The organism is Pseudarthrobacter sp. S6, from assembly GCF_050156575.1.
In the GTDB taxonomy this organism is placed as follows: Bacteria; Actinomycetota; Actinomycetes; order Actinomycetales; family Micrococcaceae; genus Arthrobacter.
Genome location: NZ_CP189581.1, coordinates 1,866,402 through 1,889,448, shown reverse-complemented (window position 1 = coordinate 1,889,448; position 23,047 = coordinate 1,866,402). Strand labels below are relative to the sequence as shown.

At 64.4% G+C, this 23,047-nt stretch carries 19 protein-coding genes; 1 reads left to right on the top strand and 18 read right to left on the bottom strand.

Annotated elements, in window-relative coordinates:
- The first annotated feature begins 103 nt into the window (after window positions 1-103).
- The gene (locus ACQCS0_RS09135) at window positions 104-601 is read left to right on the top strand and encodes a flavin reductase family protein (RefSeq protein WP_354154352.1); all 498 of its coding nucleotides are present in this window, start codon (window positions 104-106) and stop codon (window positions 599-601) included.
- Between the two features lie 14 nt (window positions 602-615).
- Here ACQCS0_RS09135 and dnaE read toward each other — a convergent pair whose 3' ends face one another.
- The 18 genes from dnaE to ACQCS0_RS09045 all read right to left on the bottom strand — a co-directional run bounded on the left by dnaE (window position 616) and on the right by ACQCS0_RS09045 (window position 23,030).
- Window positions 616-4,173 (bottom strand): DNA polymerase III subunit alpha, encoded by a 3,558-nt coding sequence (gene dnaE / locus ACQCS0_RS09130; protein ID WP_354154353.1) that lies wholly within the window; start codon window positions 4,171-4,173, stop codon window positions 616-618.
- A gap of 50 nt (window positions 4,174-4,223) precedes the next feature.
- On the bottom strand, window positions 4,224-5,150 hold the full coding sequence (locus ACQCS0_RS09125; RefSeq protein ID WP_354154354.1) for an RluA family pseudouridine synthase: 927 nt from the start codon (window positions 5,148-5,150) through the stop codon (window positions 4,224-4,226).
- Complete coding sequence (gene lspA / locus ACQCS0_RS09120) at window positions 5,143-5,733, bottom strand: signal peptidase II (protein WP_354154355.1); 591 nt, start codon at window positions 5,731-5,733, stop codon at window positions 5,143-5,145. Before lspA ends, ACQCS0_RS09125 begins: the two co-directional genes overlap by 8 nt.
- A gap of 93 nt (window positions 5,734-5,826) precedes the next feature.
- On the bottom strand, window positions 5,827-6,516 hold the full coding sequence (locus tag ACQCS0_RS09115) for a DivIVA domain-containing protein (protein WP_354154356.1): 690 nt from the start codon (window positions 6,514-6,516) through the stop codon (window positions 5,827-5,829).
- A 177-nt stretch (window positions 6,517-6,693) separates the two neighbouring features.
- Complete coding sequence (locus ACQCS0_RS09110) at window positions 6,694-6,981, bottom strand: YggT family protein (RefSeq protein ID WP_426940188.1); 288 nt, start codon at window positions 6,979-6,981, stop codon at window positions 6,694-6,696.
- A 120-nt stretch (window positions 6,982-7,101) separates the two neighbouring features.
- Window positions 7,102-7,632 (bottom strand): cell division protein SepF, encoded by a 531-nt coding sequence (locus tag ACQCS0_RS09105; RefSeq protein WP_354154357.1) that lies wholly within the window; start codon window positions 7,630-7,632, stop codon window positions 7,102-7,104.
- Between the two features lie 88 nt (window positions 7,633-7,720).
- The gene (locus ACQCS0_RS09100; RefSeq protein ID WP_354154358.1) at window positions 7,721-8,461 is read right to left on the bottom strand and encodes a YggS family pyridoxal phosphate-dependent enzyme; all 741 of its coding nucleotides are present in this window, start codon (window positions 8,459-8,461) and stop codon (window positions 7,721-7,723) included.
- Window positions 8,454-9,143 carry a polyphenol oxidase family protein gene (locus ACQCS0_RS09095; protein WP_354154359.1) on the bottom strand — a complete coding sequence of 230 codons (690 nt, stop codon included), beginning with the start codon at window positions 9,141-9,143 and terminating at the stop codon, window positions 8,454-8,456. Before ACQCS0_RS09095 ends, ACQCS0_RS09100 begins: the two co-directional genes overlap by 8 nt.
- A gap of 8 nt (window positions 9,144-9,151) precedes the next feature.
- The gene (ftsZ, locus tag ACQCS0_RS09090) at window positions 9,152-10,384 is read right to left on the bottom strand and encodes a cell division protein FtsZ (RefSeq protein ID WP_354154360.1); all 1,233 of its coding nucleotides are present in this window, start codon (window positions 10,382-10,384) and stop codon (window positions 9,152-9,154) included.
- A gap of 186 nt (window positions 10,385-10,570) precedes the next feature.
- Window positions 10,571-11,500: a cell division protein FtsQ/DivIB gene (locus ACQCS0_RS09085; RefSeq protein WP_354154361.1), complete on the bottom strand. Its 930-nt coding sequence runs from the start codon at window positions 11,498-11,500 to the stop codon at window positions 10,571-10,573.
- The gene (murC, locus tag ACQCS0_RS09080) at window positions 11,493-12,869 is read right to left on the bottom strand and encodes a UDP-N-acetylmuramate--L-alanine ligase (protein ID WP_354154362.1); all 1,377 of its coding nucleotides are present in this window, start codon (window positions 12,867-12,869) and stop codon (window positions 11,493-11,495) included. The genes ACQCS0_RS09085 and murC overlap by 8 nt, the downstream gene beginning before the upstream one ends.
- Complete coding sequence (murG, locus tag ACQCS0_RS09075; RefSeq protein WP_354154363.1) at window positions 12,866-13,966, bottom strand: undecaprenyldiphospho-muramoylpentapeptide beta-N-acetylglucosaminyltransferase; 1,101 nt, start codon at window positions 13,964-13,966, stop codon at window positions 12,866-12,868. Before murG ends, murC begins: the two co-directional genes overlap by 4 nt.
- Window positions 13,963-15,363 carry a putative lipid II flippase FtsW gene (gene ftsW / locus ACQCS0_RS09070; RefSeq protein ID WP_354154364.1) on the bottom strand — a complete coding sequence of 467 codons (1,401 nt, stop codon included), beginning with the start codon at window positions 15,361-15,363 and terminating at the stop codon, window positions 13,963-13,965. Before ftsW ends, murG begins: the two co-directional genes overlap by 4 nt.
- A gap of 2 nt (window positions 15,364-15,365) precedes the next feature.
- The gene (gene murD / locus ACQCS0_RS09065; protein ID WP_354154365.1) at window positions 15,366-16,943 is read right to left on the bottom strand and encodes a UDP-N-acetylmuramoyl-L-alanine--D-glutamate ligase; all 1,578 of its coding nucleotides are present in this window, start codon (window positions 16,941-16,943) and stop codon (window positions 15,366-15,368) included.
- On the bottom strand, window positions 16,925-18,034 hold the full coding sequence (gene mraY, locus ACQCS0_RS09060; RefSeq protein WP_354154366.1) for a phospho-N-acetylmuramoyl-pentapeptide-transferase: 1,110 nt from the start codon (window positions 18,032-18,034) through the stop codon (window positions 16,925-16,927). The genes murD and mraY overlap by 19 nt, the downstream gene beginning before the upstream one ends.
- A complete protein-coding gene (locus ACQCS0_RS09055) occupies window positions 18,031-19,497 on the bottom strand; it encodes a UDP-N-acetylmuramoyl-tripeptide--D-alanyl-D-alanine ligase (protein ID WP_354154367.1) in 1,467 nt (488 codons plus the stop codon). The genes mraY and ACQCS0_RS09055 overlap by 4 nt, the downstream gene beginning before the upstream one ends.
- A gap of 6 nt (window positions 19,498-19,503) precedes the next feature.
- On the bottom strand, window positions 19,504-21,144 hold the full coding sequence (locus tag ACQCS0_RS09050) for a UDP-N-acetylmuramoyl-L-alanyl-D-glutamate--2,6-diaminopimelate ligase (RefSeq protein WP_354154368.1): 1,641 nt from the start codon (window positions 21,142-21,144) through the stop codon (window positions 19,504-19,506).
- 89 nt (window positions 21,145-21,233) lie between these two features.
- Window positions 21,234-23,030, bottom strand: coding sequence for a penicillin-binding protein 2 (locus ACQCS0_RS09045; RefSeq protein ID WP_354154418.1), 1,797 nt, complete (start codon window positions 23,028-23,030; stop codon window positions 21,234-21,236).
- Window positions 23,031-23,047: the final 17 nt, after the last annotated feature.

Genomic DNA, 23,047 nt, shown 5'->3' with positions numbered 1-23,047 from the left:
ACAGATGACGTGCCGGGTCAAGGGATTGCTCCCTGTCCGGCGGGGACTAATACCCTTAAGGAAGAGACCATTTCAGCCTGCTTTCCAGGGAGCAAATTTTACGATGACAGACAAAACGCCGTTCGAGGGCACGTTCAAGGAAATGTTCCGGCGGCATGCGGCCGGGGTCGCCATCATCACCGTGAACTACCAGGGCGAGCCCTACGGCTTCACCGCCACGTCCGTGGCGTCACTTTCCGCGCAGCCGCCGCGGTTCACGTTCAATATGGCCCGCAGTTCAAGTTCCTGGCCGGCCGTAGCCAACGCCACCCACCTAGGTGTCCACATGCTCGGCCTGGAAAACCAGGCGCTTGCAGACCGCTTCGCGCGCACCAAGGACAGGTTCGACGGGGACCACTGGAAACTTGGCCCGCACGAGGTCCCGATCCTCAAAGACGTCGCCGGCTGGCTGATCGGCAAGATCCAGATGCGGCTCTCCTTCGAGAACAATGCCGTGGTGGTTGTCGAGGTTGTGGACGGCGAAGTGGGCGACGACGGCTCGCCGCTCCTGTACCACGCCGGCGGCTATGGCCAGCCGGTCCCCCTGGACTACCAGATCTGATGGCGCACCGGAACCTAGTTATCCAGGCAGGTTGGGCCCAGGAGCACCTTCAGGTCACCGAACAGTGACGGACTGGGGTTGACCCTGAGATGGACGGGCAGCCCCATGACTTCCGTCCGGGTGTCGCCCTGCAGGTGCAGCCTGACCTCCGAGTTCCCCCGATGGTTCCGAAGGACATCGCCCAGTTCGGTGACAACAGCCTCGGTCGCCTTGTGCGTGGGCATCGAAATGAGCACGGGGCCGTTGGTTCCTTCACTGAGGTCCGGAACGGACAGTTCCATGCAGTTCAGTGCCACGGCACCGTCGTCCCGCCGCTGCAGGCGGCCTTTGACCACTACGATCAGGTCCTCGGCAAGGACCGACGCGATGGGGCCATAGACCTGGCCGAAGAACATCACCTCCATCGAACCGCCGAGGTCTTCGATTTCGGCCCGGGCATAGGCGTTGCCACTCGCCTTGGCGATCCTGCGGCTAAGCGAGGTGATCATGCCGGAGATGGTGATGATGGCGCCGTCGTGCGGCCCGTCTTCGCCGATGATCGAGGTGATGGACTGGTCCGCGTGCTGGCTGAGGAGTCCTTCCAGGCCCTGCAGCGGGTGGTCTGACACATACAGGCCAAGCATGTCGCGCTCAAAGGAGAGCTTGTCCTTCTTCTCCCATTCCGGCAGGTCGGGGATCTCGATGCTCAGCGACGCTTCGGATTCTGCCTCCTCGAAACCGGCGAAGAGATCGAACTGGCCGATTGCTTCGTTTCGCTTGAGCGTGATCACAGAGTCGATGGCCTCCTCATGGATCATCGCCAGCGCACGCCGGTGGTGGTTGAGGGAATCGAAGGCTCCGGCCTTGATCAGGGATTCAATGGTCCGCTTGTTGCAGACCACCGCGGGAACCTTCATGAGGTAGTCCTTGAAGGACGTGTAGGCGCCTTCCTTCTCGCGCGCGCCCACCATCGCTTCGACGGCGTTGACGCCCACGTTGCGGATGGCGCCCATGCCGAATCGGATGTCGGTGCCTACCGGAGTGAAGTTCAGCGCGGATTCGTTCACGTCCGGCGGCAACACGGTGATTCCCATGCGCCGGCATTCGTTGAGATAGATTGCCGATTTGTCCTTGTCGTCCCCGACAGACGTCAGCAGGGCAGCCATGTACTCCGGCGCAAAGTGCGCCTTCAGGTACGCGGTCCAGTAGGAGATCACGCCATACGCGGCCGAGTGGGCCTTGTTGAAGGCGTAGTCGGAGAACGGCAGCAGGATGTCCCACAGGGTCTTCACTGCGGCCATGGAGTAGCCGTTGTCCTGCATTCCCTGGGAGAATCCGGCGAACTGCTTGTCCAGCTCGGATTTCTTCTTTTTGCCCATGGCGCGCCGCAGGATGTCTGCCTGCCCGAGCGAATAGCCGGCGAGTTTCTGGGCTACGGCCATCACCTGCTCCTGATAAACGATCAGTCCGTAGGTCCCGCCAAGGATTTCAGCAAGCGGTTCCTTGAGCTCGGGGTGGATGGGGATGACTTCTTGGATCCCGTTTTTGCGCAGCGCGTAGTCGGTGTGCGCATTCGCGCCCATCGGACCGGGCCGGTATAGAGCCAGCACGGCGGAGATGTCCTCGAAGTTGTCAGGCTTCATCAGCTTCAGCAGGGACCGCATGGGACCGCCATCAAGCTGGAAAACACCCAGGGTGTCGCCCCGGGCCAGCAGTTCATAGGAGGCCACGTCATCCAGTGCCAGGCTGTCCAGGTCCAGGTCCAGGCCGCGGTTAAGTTTGATGTTCTCCAGGGCGTCGGAAATGATCGTCAGGTTCCGCAGGCCGAGGAAGTCCATCTTGATCAGGCCCAGCCCCTCACATGTGGGGTAGTCGAACTGCGTGATCACCTGGCCGTCCTGGATACGGCGCATGACCGGGATGACGTCGATGATGGGGTCCGAGGACATAATGACGCCAGCGGCGTGCACGCCCCACTGGCGCTTCAGCCCCTCAATGCCGAGGGCGGTCTCAAAGACCTTCGCGGCCTCGGGATCGGTGGCGATCAGCTGCCGGAAGTCACCGGCCTCGCTGTAGCGCTTTGAGTCCTTGTTCTGGATGTCGGCGAGCGGGATGTCTTTGGCCATCACTGCCGGCGGGAGCGCCTTGGTCAGCTGCTCCCCCATGCTGAACGGGTAGCCCAGCACACGGGAGGAGTCCTTCAGCGCCTGCTTGGTTTTGATGGTGCCGTACGTGACAATCATTGCCACGCGCTCGTCGCCGTATTTCCGGGTCACATAGTCGATGACCTCGGACCGGCGCCGGTCATCGAAGTCAACGTCAAAGTCAGGCATGGACACCCGGTCAGGGTTAAGGAACCGCTCAAAGATCAGGCCGTGATGGAGCGGATCAAGGTCCGTGATGCGCATGGCGTACGCCACCATGGAGCCGGCGCCGGAGCCGCGGCCGGGACCGACGCGGATGCCGTTCTTCTTCGCCCAGTTGATGAAGTCGGCCACCACCAGGAAGTATCCCGGGAAGCCCATGGAGGTGATAACTTCGAGCTCGTAGTCCGCCTGGGTGCGGACTTTGTCCGGGACACCGCCCGGGTACCGGTATTCCAGTCCCGTGGCAACTTCCTTGACCAGCCAGGATGTCTCGTCCTCGCCCGGCGGGCATGGAAACCGCGGCATGTAGTTTGCGCCGGTGTTGAACGAGACATCGCAGCGCTCGGCGATCAGCAGGGTGTTGTCGCAAGCATCCGGGTGGTCCCTGAACAGCTCCCGCATCTCCTGCGGGGACTTAAGGTAGTAGCCGCTGCCCGAGAAAGCAAAGCGGGAGCCGCCGTTGTCATAGGACGGCTCCAGCAGCGTGGAACCTGACTGGATCGCAAGCAGTGCCTCGTGTGCCTTTGCGTCATGTTCGTGCGTGTAGTGAAGGTCGTTGGTGGCCACCAGCGGCAGGTTCAGATCCTTGGCGAGCCTCAGCAGGTCTCCCGTGACCCGTCGTTCGATGTCCAGGCCGTGGTCCATCAGTTCGCAGAAATAGTTCTCCGCACCGAAAATGTCGCGGAATTCCGAGGCGGCTTCCAAGGCCTCGCGGTATTGGCCCAGCCGCAGCCGGGTCTGGACCTCCCCCGAAGGGCAGCCCGTGGTGGCGATCAGGCCCTCGGAGTATGTGTTGAGGAGCTCACGGTCCAAACGCGGCCATTTGCCGAAAACTGCGTCCAGCGAGCCGATGGACGAAGCCCGGAAGAGGTTGCGCATACCGACGTTGTTATAGCTCAACAGCGTCATGTGGGTGTAAGAACCACCGCCGGAGATGTCGTCCTTGCGCTGATGTTCCTCGCCCCAGCGGACACGGCTTTTGTCCGTGCGCGCAGTACCGGGGGTGACGTAGGCTTCCACACCGATAATCGGCTTGATCCCTTGGTCCGTGGCGCGCTTCCAGAAATCGAAAGCCCCGAACAGGTATCCGTGGTCGGTGGTGGCCAGTGCCGGCATCCCGAGGCGTTCAGTCTCGTTGAAGAGCTCACCCAAGCGGGCTGCGCCGTCCAACATGGAGTATTCGGTGTGGTTATGGAGATGGACGAACGAGGCATTGCTGGAAGTCACCGCACCATTCTAAGCGCTGGCCGGCCGCCCAAGGCCCAGCGAAGCCGCTGCTAGGCTTCCCCCGACTCCAGGACTGCGAGGGCAAAGGCCAGATCCTGCGGGTATTCGCTGGTCACGATGACGCGCTCCCCCGTTGCCGGGTGGTCGAAGCCGAGCTGCCGGGCATGGAGCCATTGCCGGGTCAGGCCCAGGGTGGCGGCGAGCCGAGGATCCGCCCCGTAGGTAAGATCTCCCGCGCATGGGTGCCGCAGCGCCGAAAAGTGGACACGGATCTGGTGTGTGCGCCCGGTCTCAAGGTGCACCTCCACCAGGGTGGCTTTGCCAAACGCTTCCAACACCTCATAGTGCGTGATCGACGGCCTGCCGTCTTCGATCACCGCAAAGCGCCAGTCGTGTCCGGGGTGGCGCCCGATTGGCGCGTCGATGGTGCCCTCCAGCGGGTCCGGTAGCCCCTGGACCACCGCGTGGTAGACCTTGTCCACGGTGCGCTCCTTGAAGGCCCGCTTCAGGGCCGTATAGGCGCGCTCCGTTTTGGCCACCACCATTACCCCGGACGTGCCGACGTCGAGCCGGTGCACGATCCCCACCCGCTCGGGGGAACCCGACGTCGAGATCCGGAATCCGGCTCCGGCGAGCCCGCCAACCACGGTGGGGCCTACCCAGCCGGGGGATGGATGGGCGGCAACGCCCACTGGCTTGTCCACAACAACAAATTCGTCGTCGTCCAGCAGGATATTCAGGCCTTCCACAACTTCCTCCACCACTTCGAGCGGGTCCCGTCGTTCAGGCACCGTCACTTCCAGGACATCGCCGGTAACCAACCGCGCGGACTTGCCGAGCTTCTTGCCGCGGCTCACCACGTTGCCCTCGGCGATGAGGGTCGCGGCCATCGACCGGGAAATCCCCATCAGCTTGGCGAGCCCGGCGTCCGCCCGTGTTCCACCGACTTCGTCGGCGACCACCACACGCTCAGACACCGTCCGTGTCCTTCGGCTGGGCCGCCTCGTTCCGTGGTGCCGCGTCGTGCCGTGAGCCATCAAGGGCGATCCCCCGCAACGTCAGGATGCAGATGATGACTACTGCTGAAACCACGGCGGAATCGGCGATGTTGAAGATCGCAAAATTCGGCAGTTGGATGAAGTCCACCACATGCCCCATGCCGAACGAGGGCTCCCGGAAGAGCCTGTCCGTCAGGTTGCCCAGGGCACCGCCCAGGAGAAGGCCCAGTGCCAGCGACCACCAGGCCGAGCCCAGCTTACGCACCTGGAACAGGATGGCGATGGCGACGCCGGCCATGATGATGGAGAACACCCAGGTGACATTTTCACCGATCGAAAATGCGGCTCCGGAATTTCGGATGAAGTACCAGTGCAGGAGCGGCGGCAGCACCGGGATACGTTCACCCTCCACCATCGAGGACGTCACCCACAGTTTTGTCAGCTGGTCCAGGACGTACGCAAAGACCGCAAAGCCAGCGAAGAGCGAGAGCAGGAGTGCCCGCCGGGGTCGGGCCGATGAGGGAGAAGGGTTTGCGGCGTCAGCGGCGATGTGGTCAGTCATGGTGCTTTCATTTTGTGAAACCGATGTTAGATCCCAAAAACCGACAGCCGAGGAATCCTCAGCCACCGGTTCTCAGAATACGTGCTTGGCGAACTAGTTCGCTTCAACCTCCGGGGCCGCTACGGAACCGCGGGCGTCAAGGTCGCGAAGCTGGCCTTCAATGTAGGCCTTCAGGCGTGAGCGGTAGTCGCGTTCGAAGCCACGGAGCTGCTCTACCTTGCGTTCCAGGACGGAGCGCTGCTGCTCAAGGGCGCCGAGGATCTTCCGGGACTTCTCCTGGGCATCGTTGACAAGGCTGCTGGCCTCGATCTGGGCCTCGGCGATGATCTTGTCCTTCTGGGACTGACCGTCGGCGACGTGACGGTCATGCATCTGCTGCGCCATGGCGAGCAGTCCTGCAGCGGACTCGGCCGAAACCGAGCTCCCGGCGGCGGGCGCCGCAGCCGGAACGACTGCAACAGGTGCGGCCGGCTCGGCTTCCTTCTTCTTGGCAGCGTCGGGAGTTTTAGTCTCAACTCCAGCCTTCGCCGGAGACTCAACTTTGTCAGCCTTGACGGGGGCGGGAACCTTCTCGACCACGGGGGCGGACGCAGCCGAGCTGGCCGGCACGCCGGAACCTGATTCTGCAAGCTTCTTGCGGAGCTCGTCGTTCTCCTGGTTCAGGCGCCTGAGTTCCACAACGATCTCGTCCAGGAAGTCATCAACTTCATCCTGGTCGTAGCCTTCGCGGAACTTGGTCGGCTGAAAGCGCTTGTTGACAACGTCTTCTGGCGTCAAAGCCATCTGGTCACCTCATTGGTCTAGTTAGTCAGTAGGCCTTCCGGCCGTCAAAACTACGGTACCTAAATATTGTCTGGTTCCTCTAATTCAACACTGAGTGTCAAACCGGAGATTTCTTCGCAGCTCAGAGGGAGTTCCAATTCCAGGAACTCCGCCTGCTCTGCTAGGTCTTGTCGAAGATTACGCGAAACCCCTGGTGACCGCCATCGCGATGCTCACGCCGATGAACAGGACCAGAAACCCGAGGTCCAAGGTCACCCCTCCGAGCCTCAACGGCGGGATCAGCCTACGGAGCCCCTTCAGCGGCGGATCGGTGATCGAATACACATTGTGGGCCACCACAAGGGCAATACCACGCGGACGCCATCCCTTGGCAAACATCTGGACCCAGTCGAAAACCAGCCGGATGATCAACGCCACGAAGAACAGCAAAAGGGCGATATAGACAAGTCCGAAAATAATTCCCATGACTTAACTCATATCTCCATGTCCATTCCCGATACCGCGGCGCCTTGCCAATGTTTCTTGTCTATTTCAGCACAGATGCCAGACAGGTGTACCTGTCTGGCATCCGGAATAAGCTCAGGGCTAACTTTGATTGAAGAAGCTGGCCTGAGTCTCGCTGACCTTTTTGTCATCGCCAATGACTTCAATGTAGGACGGCGACAGCAGGAAAACCTTGTTGGTGACGCGTTCGATGCTGCCCCGGAGGCCGAAAACCAGACCGGCCGAGAAATCGACGAGTCGCTTCGCGTCCGCTTCGCCCATGTCGGTCACGTTCATGATGACAGGAATACCGTCCCGGAAACTCTCACCGATGAGCTTGGCGTCATTGTAGGACCGTGGGTGGATCGTGGTGATCTGCCGAAGCCCGGACGGTTCTTCGCGGCTCGAGGCCGCACGCTTGATGGGGGTCACTGGTGCGCGGTATTCCTCTTCGGGGGCGTGAGATGACTCGCGGCTGACATCGCGGACGGGTACCGGTGCACGGCGCTCCTCGCGGTCAACTTCCATCGGATCGTCCTCGTCCTTACGTGTTGTGGTGTGCTCGGACTCGTAGTGTTCATCGCCATCGGCGAGCCCAAGATAGATCATTGTCTTGCGCAGAGCGCCGGCCATGGTCGACTCCTAATCGTGTCCGTAGGCGGGCCGCCCAATGACTTGACAGCCTTGAATCCCCCGCCACTCACTTCCTATGGGTTCGACGCTACCCCACGTCAGGACGCGATCCGAGAATATCGGAACCGATCCGCAGGTGTGTCGCACCGAAACGGATAGCCGCTTCCAGGTCCTGGCTCATGCCGGCCGAGATGGCCGTTGCGCCGGGATGCTCGGCCACCAAGCGCGCCGAGATGGCTGCCAGCTTTTCGAAGGCTGCCGCCGGGCCGGTACCCAACGGGGCGACGGCCATAACACCCGCCAGTTCCAGTCCTGCCGCGGCCGCCAACCGCTCCGCCAAGAGCGGCACCTCCGCCGCAGCCGCGCCGCCGCGGTGGGCGCCGGCGTCGTCGTCGAGGCTGACTTGGATGAAGCATTCCAGGGCTCCCCGGCCCGTCCGCTCCTGTTCCGCCGCAATGGCGCGCTCCAGGCCATCCACCAGGGTTAGCCGGTCCACCGAATGGAGCGCGTGGGCATATTTGGCCACGGATTTCGCTTTTTTGCTCTGCAACTGCCCGACGAAGTGCCAGTTGAGGCCGAGGCCCGCCAGTTCGACCGCCTTCGAAGAGGCTTCCTGATCCCGGTTCTCGCCGACGTCGCGGACGCCCAGCGCGGCGAGAAGCCTGATATCCGCGGCCGGGTGGAACTTGGTGACCACAATCAGCGTGGGCCGATCCCCTGCCCGGCCTGAATCCTGGAGGGCGGCTTCAATACGACGCTGCACGGCGCCGAGGCGTTCCGCCAGATCAGCCATCCGCGCTGGATTGTCATCCACCACATCCTCATTCATGCGACCACACCAGTCCGGCAAAGCGCCCGGTGCTGTGGGACCTGCGGTAGGAGAAGAGTTCGTCGGACTCGAGCGTGCACGGGCCCGCATATTCAATGAAAACCCCGGCTGCTTCAAGCTGGCTTTTCGCCCCCGCCGGGAGATCAAGGGCCGGTGTGCCCCAGGATGTGGCGGCCCACGTTGCGGGTACCTGCTCTGCCACGTGGCCGCGCAGGTCGGCCGGCACTTCATAGCAACGTCCGCAGATTGACGGGCCCAGCCAGGCGCGGATACCGGTGGCCCCGGCTGAGCGCATACGCGTCGCTGCCGCCGGGAGAATTCCGTTTTCTATCCCCGGCCGGCCTGCGTGAACGGCGGCGAGCACCGGACCGCCCGGCCCCTGACCCACCAGCACCGCGGGGATGCAGTCAGCCACCATGACCGCCAGCGGCAGTCCCCGCGACACCATGGCGTCGGCGGTCGGCGGCGGCGTGGCCGGCTCCATCATTTCAACGGACGTGCCGTGGACCTGTTCCATGAACCGGAGGGACCCACGGGTTATGCCGGCCGCGTTCTCCAACGCCTCGCGGCGCAGGAGAACGCGGCCGGCATTGTCGCCGACGTGCAGGGCAAGATTGCCGGCCTGGGTGTCTGTAAACGCCACGCTTACGCCAGCAGAGACTTCGGCCCGCCAATAGAACAACCCGGGCCCTACTTCAGGAAGTCGGGGACATCCAGGTCATCGGCGCGGTTCCCCGAGAGGTCCGGCTCCACAACTGAGGGCAGGTCGACGTCGAAGCCTGAATCGGCGGGGACCGCCGACGGGCGCTGCTGGCCCCAGTTGCTGAGGCCTGACGCACCAACGCCTGCGTGAACCGGCTGGACGTTATGCTGGTGGCTGCCACCCGACGTGGGCGCCTGGGCCGGAGCGGGGACCGCTGCGGGCCGCTGCGGAGCAACCTGCGGCTGCGACTGGTCCATCGAAGGAGAGGTGGCCTTGACGTCGTCAAAACCAGCGGCGATGACCGTGACGCGGGCCTCGTCACCGAGTGCGTCGTCGATCACGGCACCGAAGATGATGTTGGCTTCCGGGTGGGCCACTTCCTGGACCAGGCGGGCAGCTTCGTTGATTTCGAACAAGCCGAGGTCGGAACCGCCCTGGATGGAGAGCAAGACACCGTGGGCGCCGTCGATGGAGGCTTCCAGCAACGGGGACGCGATAGCCAGTTCCGCGGCCTTCACCGCGCGGTCTTCGCCGCGGGCGGAGCCGATGCCCATGAGTGCGGAGCCGGCACCCTGCATGACCGACTTGACGTCCGCGAAGTCAAGGTTGATCAGGCCGGGAGTGGTAATGAGGTCCGTGATGCCCTGGACACCGGAGAGGAGCACCTGGTCAGCGGAGCGGAAAGCGTCCAGGACGGAGACGTTGCGGTCGCTGATGGACAGGAGGCGGTCGTTCGGGATCACGATCAGGGTGTCGACTTCGTCGCGCAGGGCGTCGATGCCGGCCTCGGCGGAGCCCGCACGGCGGCGGCCTTCGAAAGTGAACGGACGGGTAACAACGCCGATGGTCAGCGCACCCAAGGAGCGCGCGATGCGCGCAACGACGGGGGCGCCTCCGGTTCCGGTACCACCGCCTTCACCGGCGGTGACGAAGACCATGTCCGCGCCGCGGATGACCTCTTCGATTTCGTCGGCGTGGTCCTCCGCAGCCTGCTTGCCCACCTCGGGGTTGGCGCCTGCACCGAGTCCGCGTGTCAGTTCGCGTCCGACGTCGAGTTTGACATCGGCGTCGCTCATGAGCAGAGCCTGGGCATCTGTATTGATGGCGATGAATTCAACACCCCGGAGGCCGACCTCGATCATGCGGTTGACTGCGTTCACGCCACCGCCGCCGATGCCGACGACCTTGATGACGGCCAAGTAGTTCTGCGGAGCTGCCACGTTACGTGTCCCTTGTTCGTGTCCTATTGCGAAAACTGTGGAGTCGGGCTTGAAGCTCGAACCTTAACCTTCGAGTTGAAGGTTATAGTTATGTCAAGTAACTCATGTCTGGAACGCTATTTCCTATGGTTCAGACATTCAATAACCGGAGCCGCGTGTCGCGCGAATACCCGGTAAATAAAGCGGTCAGCGCGTCACCGGATGCCGGGGCGCGCTCACATCGTACACACGGACGGGGTTCTTCGGGTCCGCGGGAACCTTGAGCAGGGCTTCGAGCACCTTGGCTTTGAGCTCCTTCTCCCCCGCATTCCCCCAAATAATGGTCTGGCCGTCCACCAATTTGAGCTCCACGGCATCCACCGACTGCGCGGACGCGTTGGACAGTCTCGACAGCACGTCCAGGGGGAGTGCACCGAGGACCGCTGCAGTGGCCTGAAAAAGGTCCTTGCCGATCGCTCCGGCGCCGCCGTCGATCACGGGCAAGGCAACCCCGGCCGGGGCCGCGGGGCTGGCCAGCACCACGCCGTCCACATCCACCAGCTGGTACTGCTCCCCCTGCTTGACAAGTGCCACCGGAACCCGCTCCAGCACCCGGACCACCAATCCTGACGGCGGCCGCGCCTGGGTTGAGACGGATTTAATCTGAACGAGGGGCGCCAGGAGGCGGCTGACCTCCTCATCGCTGATCTGGGGCAGGGGCTTGCCCTTCAGCGGTTCCAGTGCGGCCTGGACCTGCGCCGTCGTGACGAGCTGCGTCCCGGACACCGATACAGTGCCTACGGCAAGGACCGGCGAGAAGATTGCGGCGGCCAGCAGCGCGCAGACCAGCGCCAGGACAACGCCCAGCGTCACCAGGATGTTCCGTTTGCGGCGTTTTCCGGGCGGCTCCGGGAATACCAGCACATTGTCAGCGCCTGCCGGTGCCTTCTCAGGGCCCGCTGGCACCTCTTCCGCTGACCGCTTGCGGCCAGCGGCCTGCACTCTTATGCGGCCAGGCGAAGAGGGCGTATCCGCTTCCGGGGCGCTTTTGGACGCCGAGATGACCTCCGGTTCCGCTGGCGCGGGTGGCTGCCGCCTGCCCGGTGAAGCGTAGGTGGGCCGGCGCGGACTACCCACCGAGTGCCTGCACTACCTGCGGCCCGAAAGCCGTCACGTCCCCTGCCCCGACGGTCAGGATGATGTCGCCGGGACCGGCCACGTCCGTAAGGGCAGCGACCGCTTTGCCCGACTCCACCAGCCGTCCGCCGGCGGCCAGATGTTCGACGATGAGCTGGCTGGTGACGCCCGGGATGGGATCTTCGCGCGCGGGGTAGATGTCCAGGACCAGAGCGGTATCCGCAAGGTTCAACGCTGCCGCGAACTCCGTGGCAAACGCCCTGGTGCGGGAGAACAGGTGCGGCTGGAACAGGACATGGACGCGGTGCCCGCCTGCCACGGACCGGGCAGCCGTCAGGGCGGCCCGGACCTCGGTGGGATGGTGGGCATAGTCGTCATAGACGCGCACGCCGCGCACCTCCCCTTTCAGTTCAAAGCGCCGGGAAGCGCCCGAGAAGTGCGCCAGGGCACCTGCGGCAGCTTCGGCGTCGACCCCCAGCTCCAGCGCAACGGCTACGGCGGCGGCGGCGTTCAGCGCGTTGTGACGGCCCGGGACCTGCAGGTTTAGGGCGAACCGTCCGGCGGGTGAGGAGACCGCCACATCCCCCGGGCCGCCGTCGTGCAGTACCAGATCCGACCCGCCCGAGGTGCCGTACAACACCACCCGGGTATTGCCGCGCGCGAGCGTTCGCTCTGCGAGGGCCGCTGCGCCCGCGTCATCGGCGCAGGCAATCAGGACCCCGTCGGCCGGGAGCAGCGCCGTAAAGCGGTCGAAGGACTCGTAGACGGCCTCGGCAGTGCCGTAGTGGTCCAGATGGTCGGGCTCGACATTGGTAACCACGGCAATCCTGGGCCTGTAGTTCAGGAAGGACCCGTCGGATTCGTCCGCTTCGGCCACAAAGACCGCTGAGGTGCCGTGGGCGGCATTGACGCCGAGCGCAGGCACGTTGGCGCCAATGGCAAACGACGGATCCACCCCGGCACCCTGGAGCAGGACGGTGATCATGGAGGTGGTGGTGGACTTTCCATGAGTACCTGCCACAGTCACCACGAGGTCGTCCCCCATGGTGGCCGCCAGCGCCTCCGAACGGTGCAGCACCGGCAGGCCAGCCGCCCGCGCGGCCACGAGTTCGGGGTTGTCCGCACGGATCGCCGAGCCGGCCACCACGGTCTGGGCATCGCCCAGGTTGGCTGCGGCGTATCCCACCGCGATCCTCGCGCCGGCAGCTGCCAGCTCCGCCATGACCGGAAGGTCCTTCGCGTCCGATCCGCTGACGGCGACCCCGCGGGCGACCATAATGCGGGCCACAGCGGACATTCCCACCCCGCCGATGCCGATGAAATGGACGCGGCCCAGGGACTCCTGGCTGCGGATGCTTGCGGGGTTCATGCGGATACCGCTTCCAGGACAAGATCAGCCATGCGCTGATCGGCGTTTCTGATGCCAAGGCGTCGCGAGCTTGCGGCCATGGTGGCAAGGCGTCCGGGGTCGGTGACCAGGGGGATCAGATGGCTCGCCACCCACTTCGCGGTGAAGTCCTTATCCGGGACCAGAAGTGCGCCGCCGGCGTTCACGAGCCCCTCCGCGTTGAGTGCCTGTTCGCCGTTGCCGATTGGCAGCGGGACAAAGACCGCAGGAACTCCGACGGCGGCCACTTCGCAGACGGTGGCTGCGCCGGACCGCGCAAGCAGCACGTCCGCGGCGGCGTACACCTGTTCCATGCCGTCCACGTATTCCACCTGCCGGTAGCCCGGTACAGCGAGGGGCGCGCCGTCCGGCCCCAAAACCGGCTTGCCGCGGCCGGTGATGTGGAAGGTCTGGATTCCTGCCGCGCCAAGGTCCTGGACGGCGGCGGCCACCCCACGGTTGATGCTTTGGGCCCCGGAGGAACCGCCGGTCACAATCAGGGTGGGCATGGTGGGATCCAGGCCCAGGGCTACGCGGGCGGCGGCCCGGGCAGCGTCCCGGTCCAGGCTGGAGATTTCGGTCCGCATGGGCATGCCCACATGGCGGGCGTGGCGCAGGCGCGTGGTGACGAACGCGGTGGCCACGTGACGTGTCAGGAACGATCCCACCCGGTTGGCCAGGCCTGGCCTGGTATTGCCTTCGTGGATCACGATGGGGATTCCCCGGCGCCGGGCAGCGAGGTACAGCGGTGTGCAGACGTAGCCGCCGACACCCACCAGGACGTCGGCCGAGGCTTCATCGAGGATACGTCCGGACTGCCTGACCGCCCCGGCCAGCCGTGCAGGCAGCCTGAGCAAATCAACGGAAGGTTTCCGCGGAAACGGCACCCGGTCGATGGTGGCCAGTTCCAGGCCGGCGGCGGGCACCAGCCGGTTTTCCATGCCGGCAGGTGTGCCCACGGCGAGCAGCCTAACACCGGGCGCAGCCGCACGCAGGGCGGCCGCGATAGCGAGCAGTGGGCTGATGTGGCCGGCGGTTCCGCCGCCCGCCAGGACAATGGACAGGTTCTGGGAAGTCATCTGGAGCTACGAACGCTTTCTTGCTGTTGTTTGGCGCCGGCGGTTTTATTGCGGCCGGCCGTGTTGGTGCCAGTTGTTTTGCGGCCGGCAACTGTTCGGCCAGGGGCTCCGCCGGCCTTCCGGGCGCCGAAATTGAGCAGTTTCTTCGGCCGGAGGGCCAGCGCCATCTGAGCGCGGGCGAGCGACAACACCACTCCCACGGCGCAGAGCGACATCAGAAGTGCCGAACCGCCGTAGGAAATGAACGGCAGCGGCACGCCGATCACAGGCATCAGCCCTGTCACCACGGCCATGTTGACCGTGGCCTGCCCCAGCAGCCACACCATGATGGTGCCCGCCAGCACCCGGTGGAACATATCTTCCTGAGCCACCACGACGCGGTAGATGGCAGCCCCGAGGATTGCAAAGAGGACAAGCACGACGACGGTGCCCACGAGGCCGAGTTCCTCGCCGATAATGGCGAAAATGAAGTCGTTGTGGGCTTCCGGGATCCAGCTGTACTTCTGCCGGCTCTGGCCGAGGCCGACGCCGAACCAGCCTCCGGAAGCGAGCCCGTAGAGCCCGTTGGTGGCCTGGTAATTGGCGTCAATGCCGTCGGCACAGGACTGGCCGGTCCACCACGAGGTGATGCGGCACATGCGGTTTGAACTGGTGATGGCCATGACAGCTGTGCCTGCTGCGGCCGCCAGGGCAGCGAATCCGAACAGGTACAGCGGTACGCCGGCGAAGAAGAGGGCGGCGGCGGTGATCATCATGATGATCATGGCTGTCCCCAGGTCATTGCCCAGCAGGACCAGGGCGATCACCGCACCCGCCAGCGGCACGGCCGGGATCAGCACGTGGAGCCAGCGCCGCAGCAGCTTCCCTTTCCTGGCCAGGACTGTGGCCATCCACAGAGCCAGTGTCAGCTTGGACGCCTCGGACGGCTGGAAGGTGATGCCGCCGAGGTCGATCCAGTTCTTGTTTCCGTTGACTTCGTCACCGATCAGCTGCACCAGGACCAGGAGGAGAAGGGCCACGCCCAGGCCGGGCCAAGCCAGGCGCTTCAGCCAGACCACGTTGATCCGCGAGAGGACAAACATGGTGAAAATGCCGATGGCCGCGAACATACCCTGCTTGAGGGCGTCGCCGTACGGCGATTTTCCGGCAGCGATGGATTCGACGCTTGAGGCCGACAGCACCATCATGATGCCGATTGCGGTCAGGGCCAGCGTGGAACCGAGGATCAGGTAGTACGTTGAGCCGTTCTTGGAAGTACCGGTTCCTTCCAGCATTGACCAGAAGGCCCGGTACATGCCCCGGATCCGGTCCGGCAGGGTGATGGTGGACTTTATGGGCGAAGCGGGTTTCCCGGAGTGCGGCCGGGAGTCCGGCGACCGGGTGGGCGTGCTGACCATTGTTACTCCTCGCCGGTCTGGGCCTGCCCTTCCACCAGCTCGCGGACAGCGTCAATAAAGGCGTCGCCGCGGTGAGCATAGGAAGAGAACTGATCCATGGAAGCAGCTGCCGGGGCCATCAGCACGGTGTCGCCTGATGCAGCCAGCTGCGCCGCTGACGCAACGGCCCGGGACATCACGGCTGCACCGGAATCCGGCGAGCTGCCTGTGATGGCCCCGCCCGTTGCGGCAGTCTGCATATTTTCAGTGTCGCCCGCCGGCGTCGTGATCACGGGGACATCGGGCGCGTGTCGCTGCAAGGCGTCCGCCAGGGCGGCGGTATCCGTGCCGATGAGCACCACGGCCTTGAGCCGGGCCGCATTGTCCCGGACGAGATGGTCGTAGCTGACGCCCTTGGACAGGCCGCCCGCGATCCAGATGACGTTCTCAAAGGTGGCCAGTGAAGCTGCCGCTGCGTGTGGGTTGGTGGCCTTGGAATCGTTGACCCAGAGCACGCCGTTCTGCTTGGCGACAGGCTGGATGCGATGGTTGCCGGGCACGTAGTCCTGGATTCCCTGGCGCACTGCCTTCGCATCCACACCGTAGGCCCGGACCAAGGCCGCCGCCGCAAGGGCGTTGGCCACCATGTGCCGGGGCGCAAACTGGCCCAAGTCGCTCATCGAGGCCAGCTCGGCTGCGCTGTCCTTGCGTTCCTCGATAAACGCACGGTCCACCAGCAGGCCCTCAACCACGCCGAGCATGCTGATGGCCGGGGTGAGCGTCGTGACCCCGACCGCACGGCAGCCCTCGATGACGTCGGCGTCTTCAACCATCCGTTCGGTCTCGATCTGCTCCGCGTTGAAGATGCACGCCTTCTGGGTCCGCGCGTAGACCTTTGCTTTGTCCGCGAGGTAAGAATTGTAGGATCCATGCCAGTCAACGTGGTCCTCGGCAACATTCAGGCAGACGCTGGCCACCGGCGACAGCGATTCAGCCCAGTGCAGCTGGAAACTGGAAAGTTCAACGGCGAAGGCGTCGTACTCCACGGGGTCGCGAAGGGCATCCAGGATAGGGGTGCCCACGTTGCCGACCGCGATGGCCTTAAGTCCGGCAGCCTGCAACATCGACGCGGTCAGGCCCACCGTGGTGGTTTTGCCGTTGGTGCCGGTGATGGTCAGCCAGTCAGCGGTTTTGTGCCCGGCCCGGACGCGCAGGCGCCAGGCAAGCTCGACGTCGCCCCAGACCGGAATGTGCGCGCGTGCCGCGGCTGCCAGGAGCGCCTGGTCGGGACGCCAGCCCGGGGAGGTCACGATGAGTTCGGGGAAGCCTCCATCGATTTTGGGGATCCGGTTTACGGCCTCCTCGCCCAGTAGCACGTCCACGGCACCGACGATCTTCAGGGTGTCGGCCTGTGCCCTGGCTGTATCGCTGGTGGCGGCATCAACCACCACCACCCGGGCCCCGAGTTCGATGAGGGTATCTGCAGCAGCGAACCCGGACACTCCGATGCCGGTCACTGCAACGCGCAGCCCTGCCCAATCCGAATCCCAACTGACCAGGTTTTGCAGGCGGGGAGAAACAGTCACAGGAGCACAACCCATTCAGCGTAGAAGACACCCAGGCCCACGGCCACAAAGAGCCCGCCCAGGATCCAGAACCGGACCACCACCGTGACTTCTGCCCAGCCCTTGAGCTCGAAGTGGTGCTGCAGCGGAGCCATCTTGAAGACGCGTTTCCCGCCGGTGGCCTTGAAGTAGCCCACCTGGATAATCACGGACAGCGTGATCAGGACGAACAGGCCGCCGATGATTCCCAGCAACAGTTCCGTGCGGGACAAGATGGCAAAGCCGGCGATCGCGCCGCCGATGGCCAATGACCCGGTGTCGCCCATAAAGATCTTCGCCGGGGACGTGTTCCACCAGAGGAACCCCACTAAGGCTGCGCTAAGGATAGCGGCCAGGAGCGCCAGGTCCAGGGGGTCCCGGACGGAGTAGCAGCCGCTGCCGGTCTCGCGCGGTGACCCGCAGCCCTGGTTGTTCTGCCAGATTCCCATCAGCGTGTAGGCACCGAATACCATGACCGACGCACCGGCCGCTAGCCCGTCCAGTCCGTCAGTGAGGTTCACGCCGTTGGTCGCAGCGGTGACAATCAGGTTGGACCACAACACAAAGAGGATTGCACCGACTACCGTGCCGGCGAAGGCCAGGTCCAGCCAGGGAATGTCACGGACCAGGGAAATTTTGGTCGAGGCCGGCGTCAGGCCGTCCGGATCGGGAAAGTTCAGTGCCAGGATAGCGAAGGCTATGCCCACGGCGGCCTGGAGGATGAGCTTGGCCTTCGCGTCGAGGCCAAGGCTCCGCTGCCGCGAGATCTTGATGAAATCGTCCAGGAAGCCCACCAGCCCCATGCCGACCATCAGGAACAACAGGATCAGGGCCGAGGCGGAGGGGCCTCCTGAATCCGGGTTAATCATCCACATAATCAGGTGGGTCAGGCCATAGCTGAGCAGGACCGCGCCCACCACCACGGTGCCGCCCATGGTGGGAGTACCGCGTTTAGTGTGGTGGGAGGTGGGTCCGTCATCACGAATGAATTGGCCGTAGCTCTTGCGGACAAGCAAGCGGATAAACAGCGGCGTTCCCACCAAGGCAAACAGCAGGGCAAGTCCTGCGCCGATCAAGAGTGCAATCACAGCAGTTCGCTCCCTTCATCGGTGGGTTCGGTGGATTGTGGGGGTAATGCTATCCGATCGCCAAGGTGCCGCAGTCCAACGCTGTTGGACGACTTGAAAAGCACCAGGTCGCCGGGTTGAAGCTCAGCGTTCAGAAGCGCGTAGGCGTCCTCGGCGGTTTCGGCAAATACGCATTCGTCGCCCCAGGAACCCTCCTGGACGGCGGAAACGTAAAGTGCGCGGGCTTCGCGGCCGACGACGACCAGCCGGGAAATGTTCAGGCGGACCACCTGGGTGCCCACAACGGTGTGTTCACGGATTGAATCAGGTCCCAGTTCCAGCATGGCGCCCAGGACCGCCCAGGTGCGGCGTCCGCGGCCCAGGTCGGCCAGGGTGCGCAGGGCCGCCCGCATGGACTCCGGGTTCGCGTTGTAGGCGTCGTTGATTACGGTCACCCCGTCAGCACGTTCCGTGCGTTCCATCCGCCAACGGCTTGCCGCTGACTGTGCGCTCAGCGATGCGGCGATGTCCTTGCCGGGAACTCCGGCCGCGTGCGCGGCAGCTGCTGCGGCGAGGAGGTTGCCTGTGTGGTGGGCGCCAATGAGGCGGCTGCTGACGTGCACGCCTGTTTCACCGCCGGGCAGGACGAGCTCGAATTCCGGGTTGCCCTGGGCGTTAGTATCCGGATTCAGGGCCCGAACGGTCGCGTCAGGGCGCCCTTCGGCCGAGAAGCCCAGCACGCTGGCGCCGGTGCGGCTGCGCATGGCAGCGACGCGGTCGTCGTCGAGGTTGATGATGGCAGTGCTGCCGGCCGCGAGGGCCTCCACCAGCTCGCCCTTGGCCCGGGCAATGTTGTCCACGCCGCCGAACTCTCCGGCGTGGGCAGTGCCGATGCCTAGGACGACGCCGATGTCAGGCTTCACCATGTTGGCCAGGTAGCGGATGTGCCCGATGCCCGTGGCGCCCATCTCGATCACCAGATACCGCGTTTGGGTGTCGGCCCGGAAGACCGTCAGGGGCACGCCCACCTCGCCGTTGTAGGACCCTTGCGGGGCAACGGTGGCGCCCTGCTCTGTGAGGATGCCGGCGAGGAGGTCCTTAGTGGTGGTTTTACCGGCGGAACCGGTGATCCCAATGACGGTCAGGGCATCGCTTGCAGCAGACCGGGCCAGCCGGATCCGACGTACCGCTTCGGATGCCAGTGCGCCCATGGCCAGCACGACATCATCGACCAGGACGGCCGGATAGTTAACGCCATCCGGCCCTGTCACGGGGCGCTCAGCCAGAACCAGCACCGCGCCGCGGCTGACGGCCGCGGCAACGAAGTCGTGGCCGTCGGCGTGCTCGCCGGGTTTCGCCACGTACAAGGACCCAGGGGCAGCCTCCCGCGAATCAGTGACCACTGACAGGGGTGTAATCCCCGGATCGGCGTCCAGGCGGCCGTGTGTGATTTCGGCGATTTCCGCCGCAGTAAGTGCAATCATCTCGGTCTAGGACTCTATCCGGTCGTCTCGAAGAACGGTGAATCCCCTGGCTGTCAAGGCGTTCCGCAGTTCCACCCGGTCGTCGAGCGCCAGGTTGACGCCCTTGACTTCCTGCCAGACCTCGTGCCCCCGGCCTGCCACCAGAATGGTGTCGCTTGGACCTGCCAGTTCAACGGCCCGTCGGATGGCGGCGTCGCGGGGATAAACCTCTTCGATGACACACCCTGGTGATTCCTGTTCGCGGGCTGGCCGTGCGCCCGCCAGCACATCTGCCCTGATGGCCGCAGGGTCCTCATCGTGGGGGTCGTCATCCGTGACGATGACGATGTCGGCCATCTTCGCGGCGACGGCGCCCATGGCTGGTCGCTTGCCCTGGTCGCGCTGTCCTGTGGCTCCGAAAACCACAATCACCCGGGAGCCGGGAAGCGGTGACCTGACTGCTTCCAGTGCGCGTGCCAGGGCATCAGTGTTGTGGGCGAAGTCCACTACAGCCGCCGGTTCCTCGGAGACGAGCTGCATGCGTCCCGGAACGGCCACGGTGAAAGGGTCGTGGTGGTCCAGGCCAGCCTGCACCGTGGTGGCGTCCATTCCGCTGGCGATGACCATTACCGTGGCCAGCGCGGCGTTCGCGACGTTGAAAGCGCCGGGCAGGCCGGTGTGTACATTCAGGGTGACGCCCTCGGGTCCCTCAAGGCTGAAGTCGGTACCCAACCCCCGCGCGGCAGTGGCGGTGACCGTCCAGTCGGTGGGAGCTGCGCCGGGTGCCATCGAGAGTGTGGTGACCGGGATCGGTGCCGTGGCGGCAAGCCTGCGGCCCCATTCGTCGTCGACCGTCACCACAGCCCTGCGGGCACGGCCCCGGGTGAACAGTTCCGCCTTCGTGGCGAAGTAGTCCTCCATGGTGCCGTGCAGGTCCAGATGGTCCTGCGTCAGGTTCGTAAAACCGGCAACGTCGAAGAGCACACCGTCCACCCGCTGGAAGGATACGGCGTGGGAGGAAACTTCCATGGAGGCGGCGTCCAGCCCCCGTTCCCGCATGAGGGCGAGCAAGCCGTGAAGATCCGGTGACTCGGGTGTGGTCAGGAGGCTGGGAACCGGCTCTCCGCCGGCCAGGATTTCGATGGTTCCGATCAGGCCGGTCTGCTGCCCGAGCGCACGGAGGAGGGCGTTAATGAAGTACGTGGTAGTGGTCTTGCCGTTGGTTCCCGTCACACCGTACAAGCGCGGCGTCCGCCCGGCTGTTGGCTGGCTCTGGTAGATCATGGCGGACAGCGGCCCCACCACGTTGCGCGGTCCGTCCACCACGAGGACGGGAACGGCAGTGTCCCCTGACAGCGCGAGAAGGCGGGCGCCGGCGGCGTCGGTCAGGACTGCCACCGCTCCCCTGCCGACCGCCTGCGAAACGAAGTCGGCGCCATGGCGGGCGGCACCGGGCAGCGCCACATAGAGGTCTCCCGGTTCCACGGTTCGCGAGTTCAGTGAAATTCCCATGACGCTGACGGCAGCGGAGGCACCCGGGACATGCACACCGATCGCGTCTCCGATCGCGTCCAGGCGGACCGCAGCAACGGCCGTAGGCCTGAACCGCGCGGGGGCTGGTTCCCCTTCCGGCCCCGCGTTGTTGGCTGATGCGTTCTGGTCTGACAAGGGAATCTCCGATGGTGGTGCTAGTGGATCATGCCCGCGGGAAACTGCTTCCACTGCGGGCATTCGGGGAACTGCTGCCTGGCTTGATGCTACTTGGCGTACTGCGGCAACCTGGCCGGTTCACCCGTGGACGGCTGGACGTTGTAGGTGCGCAGGGCCTGGCTCATGACCGAACGGAACACCGGCCCCTGCGTGATGCCGTAGATGCTGCCCTTCGGACGCTGCAGTACCACCTCAACAATAAACCGCGGGTCGTCCATCGGTGCCATCCCCACGATGGAAGCGGTGTAGCCGCAGAACCCTGACTTCCCGTCGTCGCACGGAGATTCAGACGTTCCGGTCTTTGCCCCCACCCGGTACCCGTCGATCGCGGCGTCCTTGATCTGACCTTCGGTCACCGCGCTTTCCAGGATGTCCTGGACCTGTTGCGCCGTGCCGTCAGACACCACCTGGCGGGAAGGCTGCGGGGCAACCGCCTCTTCTGTTCCGTCCGGGGACACATACGCATCAATCAGGCGCGGCTGGAGCATCACACCATTGTTGGCGATCGTCTGGAAAGCGCGGACCGTCTGCAGCGTCGACTGCGCCACGCCCTGGCCGAAAAGCACTGTGTACTCCTGGCGGCCGTCCCATTGGTCGGCCGGGGTAAGAATGCCGGCCGCGGTGGCGGGCAGCCCGATGTCCGGCGCTTCGCCGATACCGAATTTCTTCAGCCAGTCGTGCCTTTGGTCCTTGGTGAGCCGGGAGCCGGCCGCCACGGTGCCGGTGTTCATGGACCAGCCCAGGATGCCCGCGAGCGTGCGCTCTTCTGTGCCATGGGTAAAGGAGTCCGTGAACGTCTGGCCGTCCACGGTGTACGACGGGCCGAGCGTGAAGGTGTCCAGCGGGCTGGATTTTCCTTCCTCAATCAGGGCGGCCGCGGTGATCATCTTCTGGACCGATCCGGGCTCATACGCAGCAGTCACGGAGCGCACACCGCGGTCCTTGGCGGCCACCCGGCCTGGATCGTTCGGGTCCGGCGCATTGGTGTCGGCCATCGCGATCAGGTTGCCGGTCTTGGCATCCATCACGATGATGACACCCCACTCGGCACCGAGCTTGTCCGACTGGCTCTGGATGGCTTGCTGGGCGAAATACTGGAGATCGGAATTGAGGGTGAGCTTGACGTCCTTGCCGTTTTCCGGGGGTGTCAGCTCATCGACGCCGACGGGAATCCGAAGACCGTCCGCGCCGATCTCGAAAAGCCGCTTGCCGTCCTTGCCCCGCAGCAGCCCATCCTGGGTCTGTTCGATCCCCGCCTGGCCGGTACTTCCGTCCTGGAGGAAGCCGATAATGCCACCGGCCACGGAACCGTTGGGGTATACGCGTTTACTGACGCCCTCGGTGACGATGCCGGGAATACTAAGATCCGAGACCCTGAGCTCAACGTCCGGTTTCAGGTCCTTAGCGACGATGTGGTATTTAGATTCACCCGTCACGGCGTTCCTGAGGTCTTCAGTGTCCATGCCCAGGACAGCCGCGAGTTCGCTGATGCCCTGCTCCCGGCTGACTTCAACCAGCTTGTCGGCGCCTTCCTCCAGGCGCCAGAACTTATCGGTCTTTGTGTTGGTGGTCTGGTCCACCACAATGTTGTAGCGGATCACGCTGTTTGCTAGGACCGTCCCGGCTGCGTCCAGGATGCTGCCGCGTTCGGCAGGGAGCGAAGTCGCGCGCATCCGGTAATCGAGCGCAGCGGCGGCCATCCCGCCGACGTCGAGCCCCTGGACGAAGAAGAGCTTGCCGCCCACCACCAACAGCAGCGTCAGCATAATGCCTAGGCCGAGGCGCAGCCGTTTTGTGGCGTTAGGGGCCATACCGCTTTTTGCCTTGCCGGTCCTCTGCGCCACCGTGATTCCCTTGCTGC

Bases quoted from the DNA above. Each gene is read 5' to 3' on its own strand.
- ACQCS0_RS09135 (WP_354154352.1), top strand. From the start codon at position 104: ATGACAGACAAAACGCCGTTCGAGGGCACGTTCAAGGAAATGTTCCGG.
- lspA (WP_354154355.1), bottom strand. From the start codon at position 5,733: ATGACTGACCACATCGCCGCTGACGCCGCAAACCCTTCTCCCTCATCG.
- ACQCS0_RS09115 (WP_354154356.1), bottom strand. From the start codon at position 6,516: ATGGCTTTGACGCCAGAAGACGTTGTCAACAAGCGCTTTCAGCCGACC.
- ACQCS0_RS09110 (WP_426940188.1), bottom strand. From the start codon at position 6,981: ATGGGAATTATTTTCGGACTTGTCTATATCGCCCTTTTGCTGTTCTTC.
- ACQCS0_RS09105 (WP_354154357.1), bottom strand. From the start codon at position 7,632: ATGGCCGGCGCTCTGCGCAAGACAATGATCTATCTTGGGCTCGCCGAT.
- ACQCS0_RS09100 (WP_354154358.1), bottom strand. From the start codon at position 8,461: ATGAATGAGGATGTGGTGGATGACAATCCAGCGCGGATGGCTGATCTG.
- murC (WP_354154362.1), bottom strand. From the start codon at position 12,869: ATGAACCCCGCAAGCATCCGCAGCCAGGAGTCCCTGGGCCGCGTCCAT.
- murG (WP_354154363.1), bottom strand. From the start codon at position 13,966: ATGACTTCCCAGAACCTGTCCATTGTCCTGGCGGGCGGCGGAACCGCC.
- ftsW (WP_354154364.1), bottom strand. From the start codon at position 15,363: ATGGTCAGCACGCCCACCCGGTCGCCGGACTCCCGGCCGCACTCCGGG.
- murD (WP_354154365.1), bottom strand. From the start codon at position 16,943: ATGGGTTGTGCTCCTGTGACTGTTTCTCCCCGCCTGCAAAACCTGGTC.
- ACQCS0_RS09055 (WP_354154367.1), bottom strand. From the start codon at position 19,497: ATGATTGCACTTACTGCGGCGGAAATCGCCGAAATCACACACGGCCGC.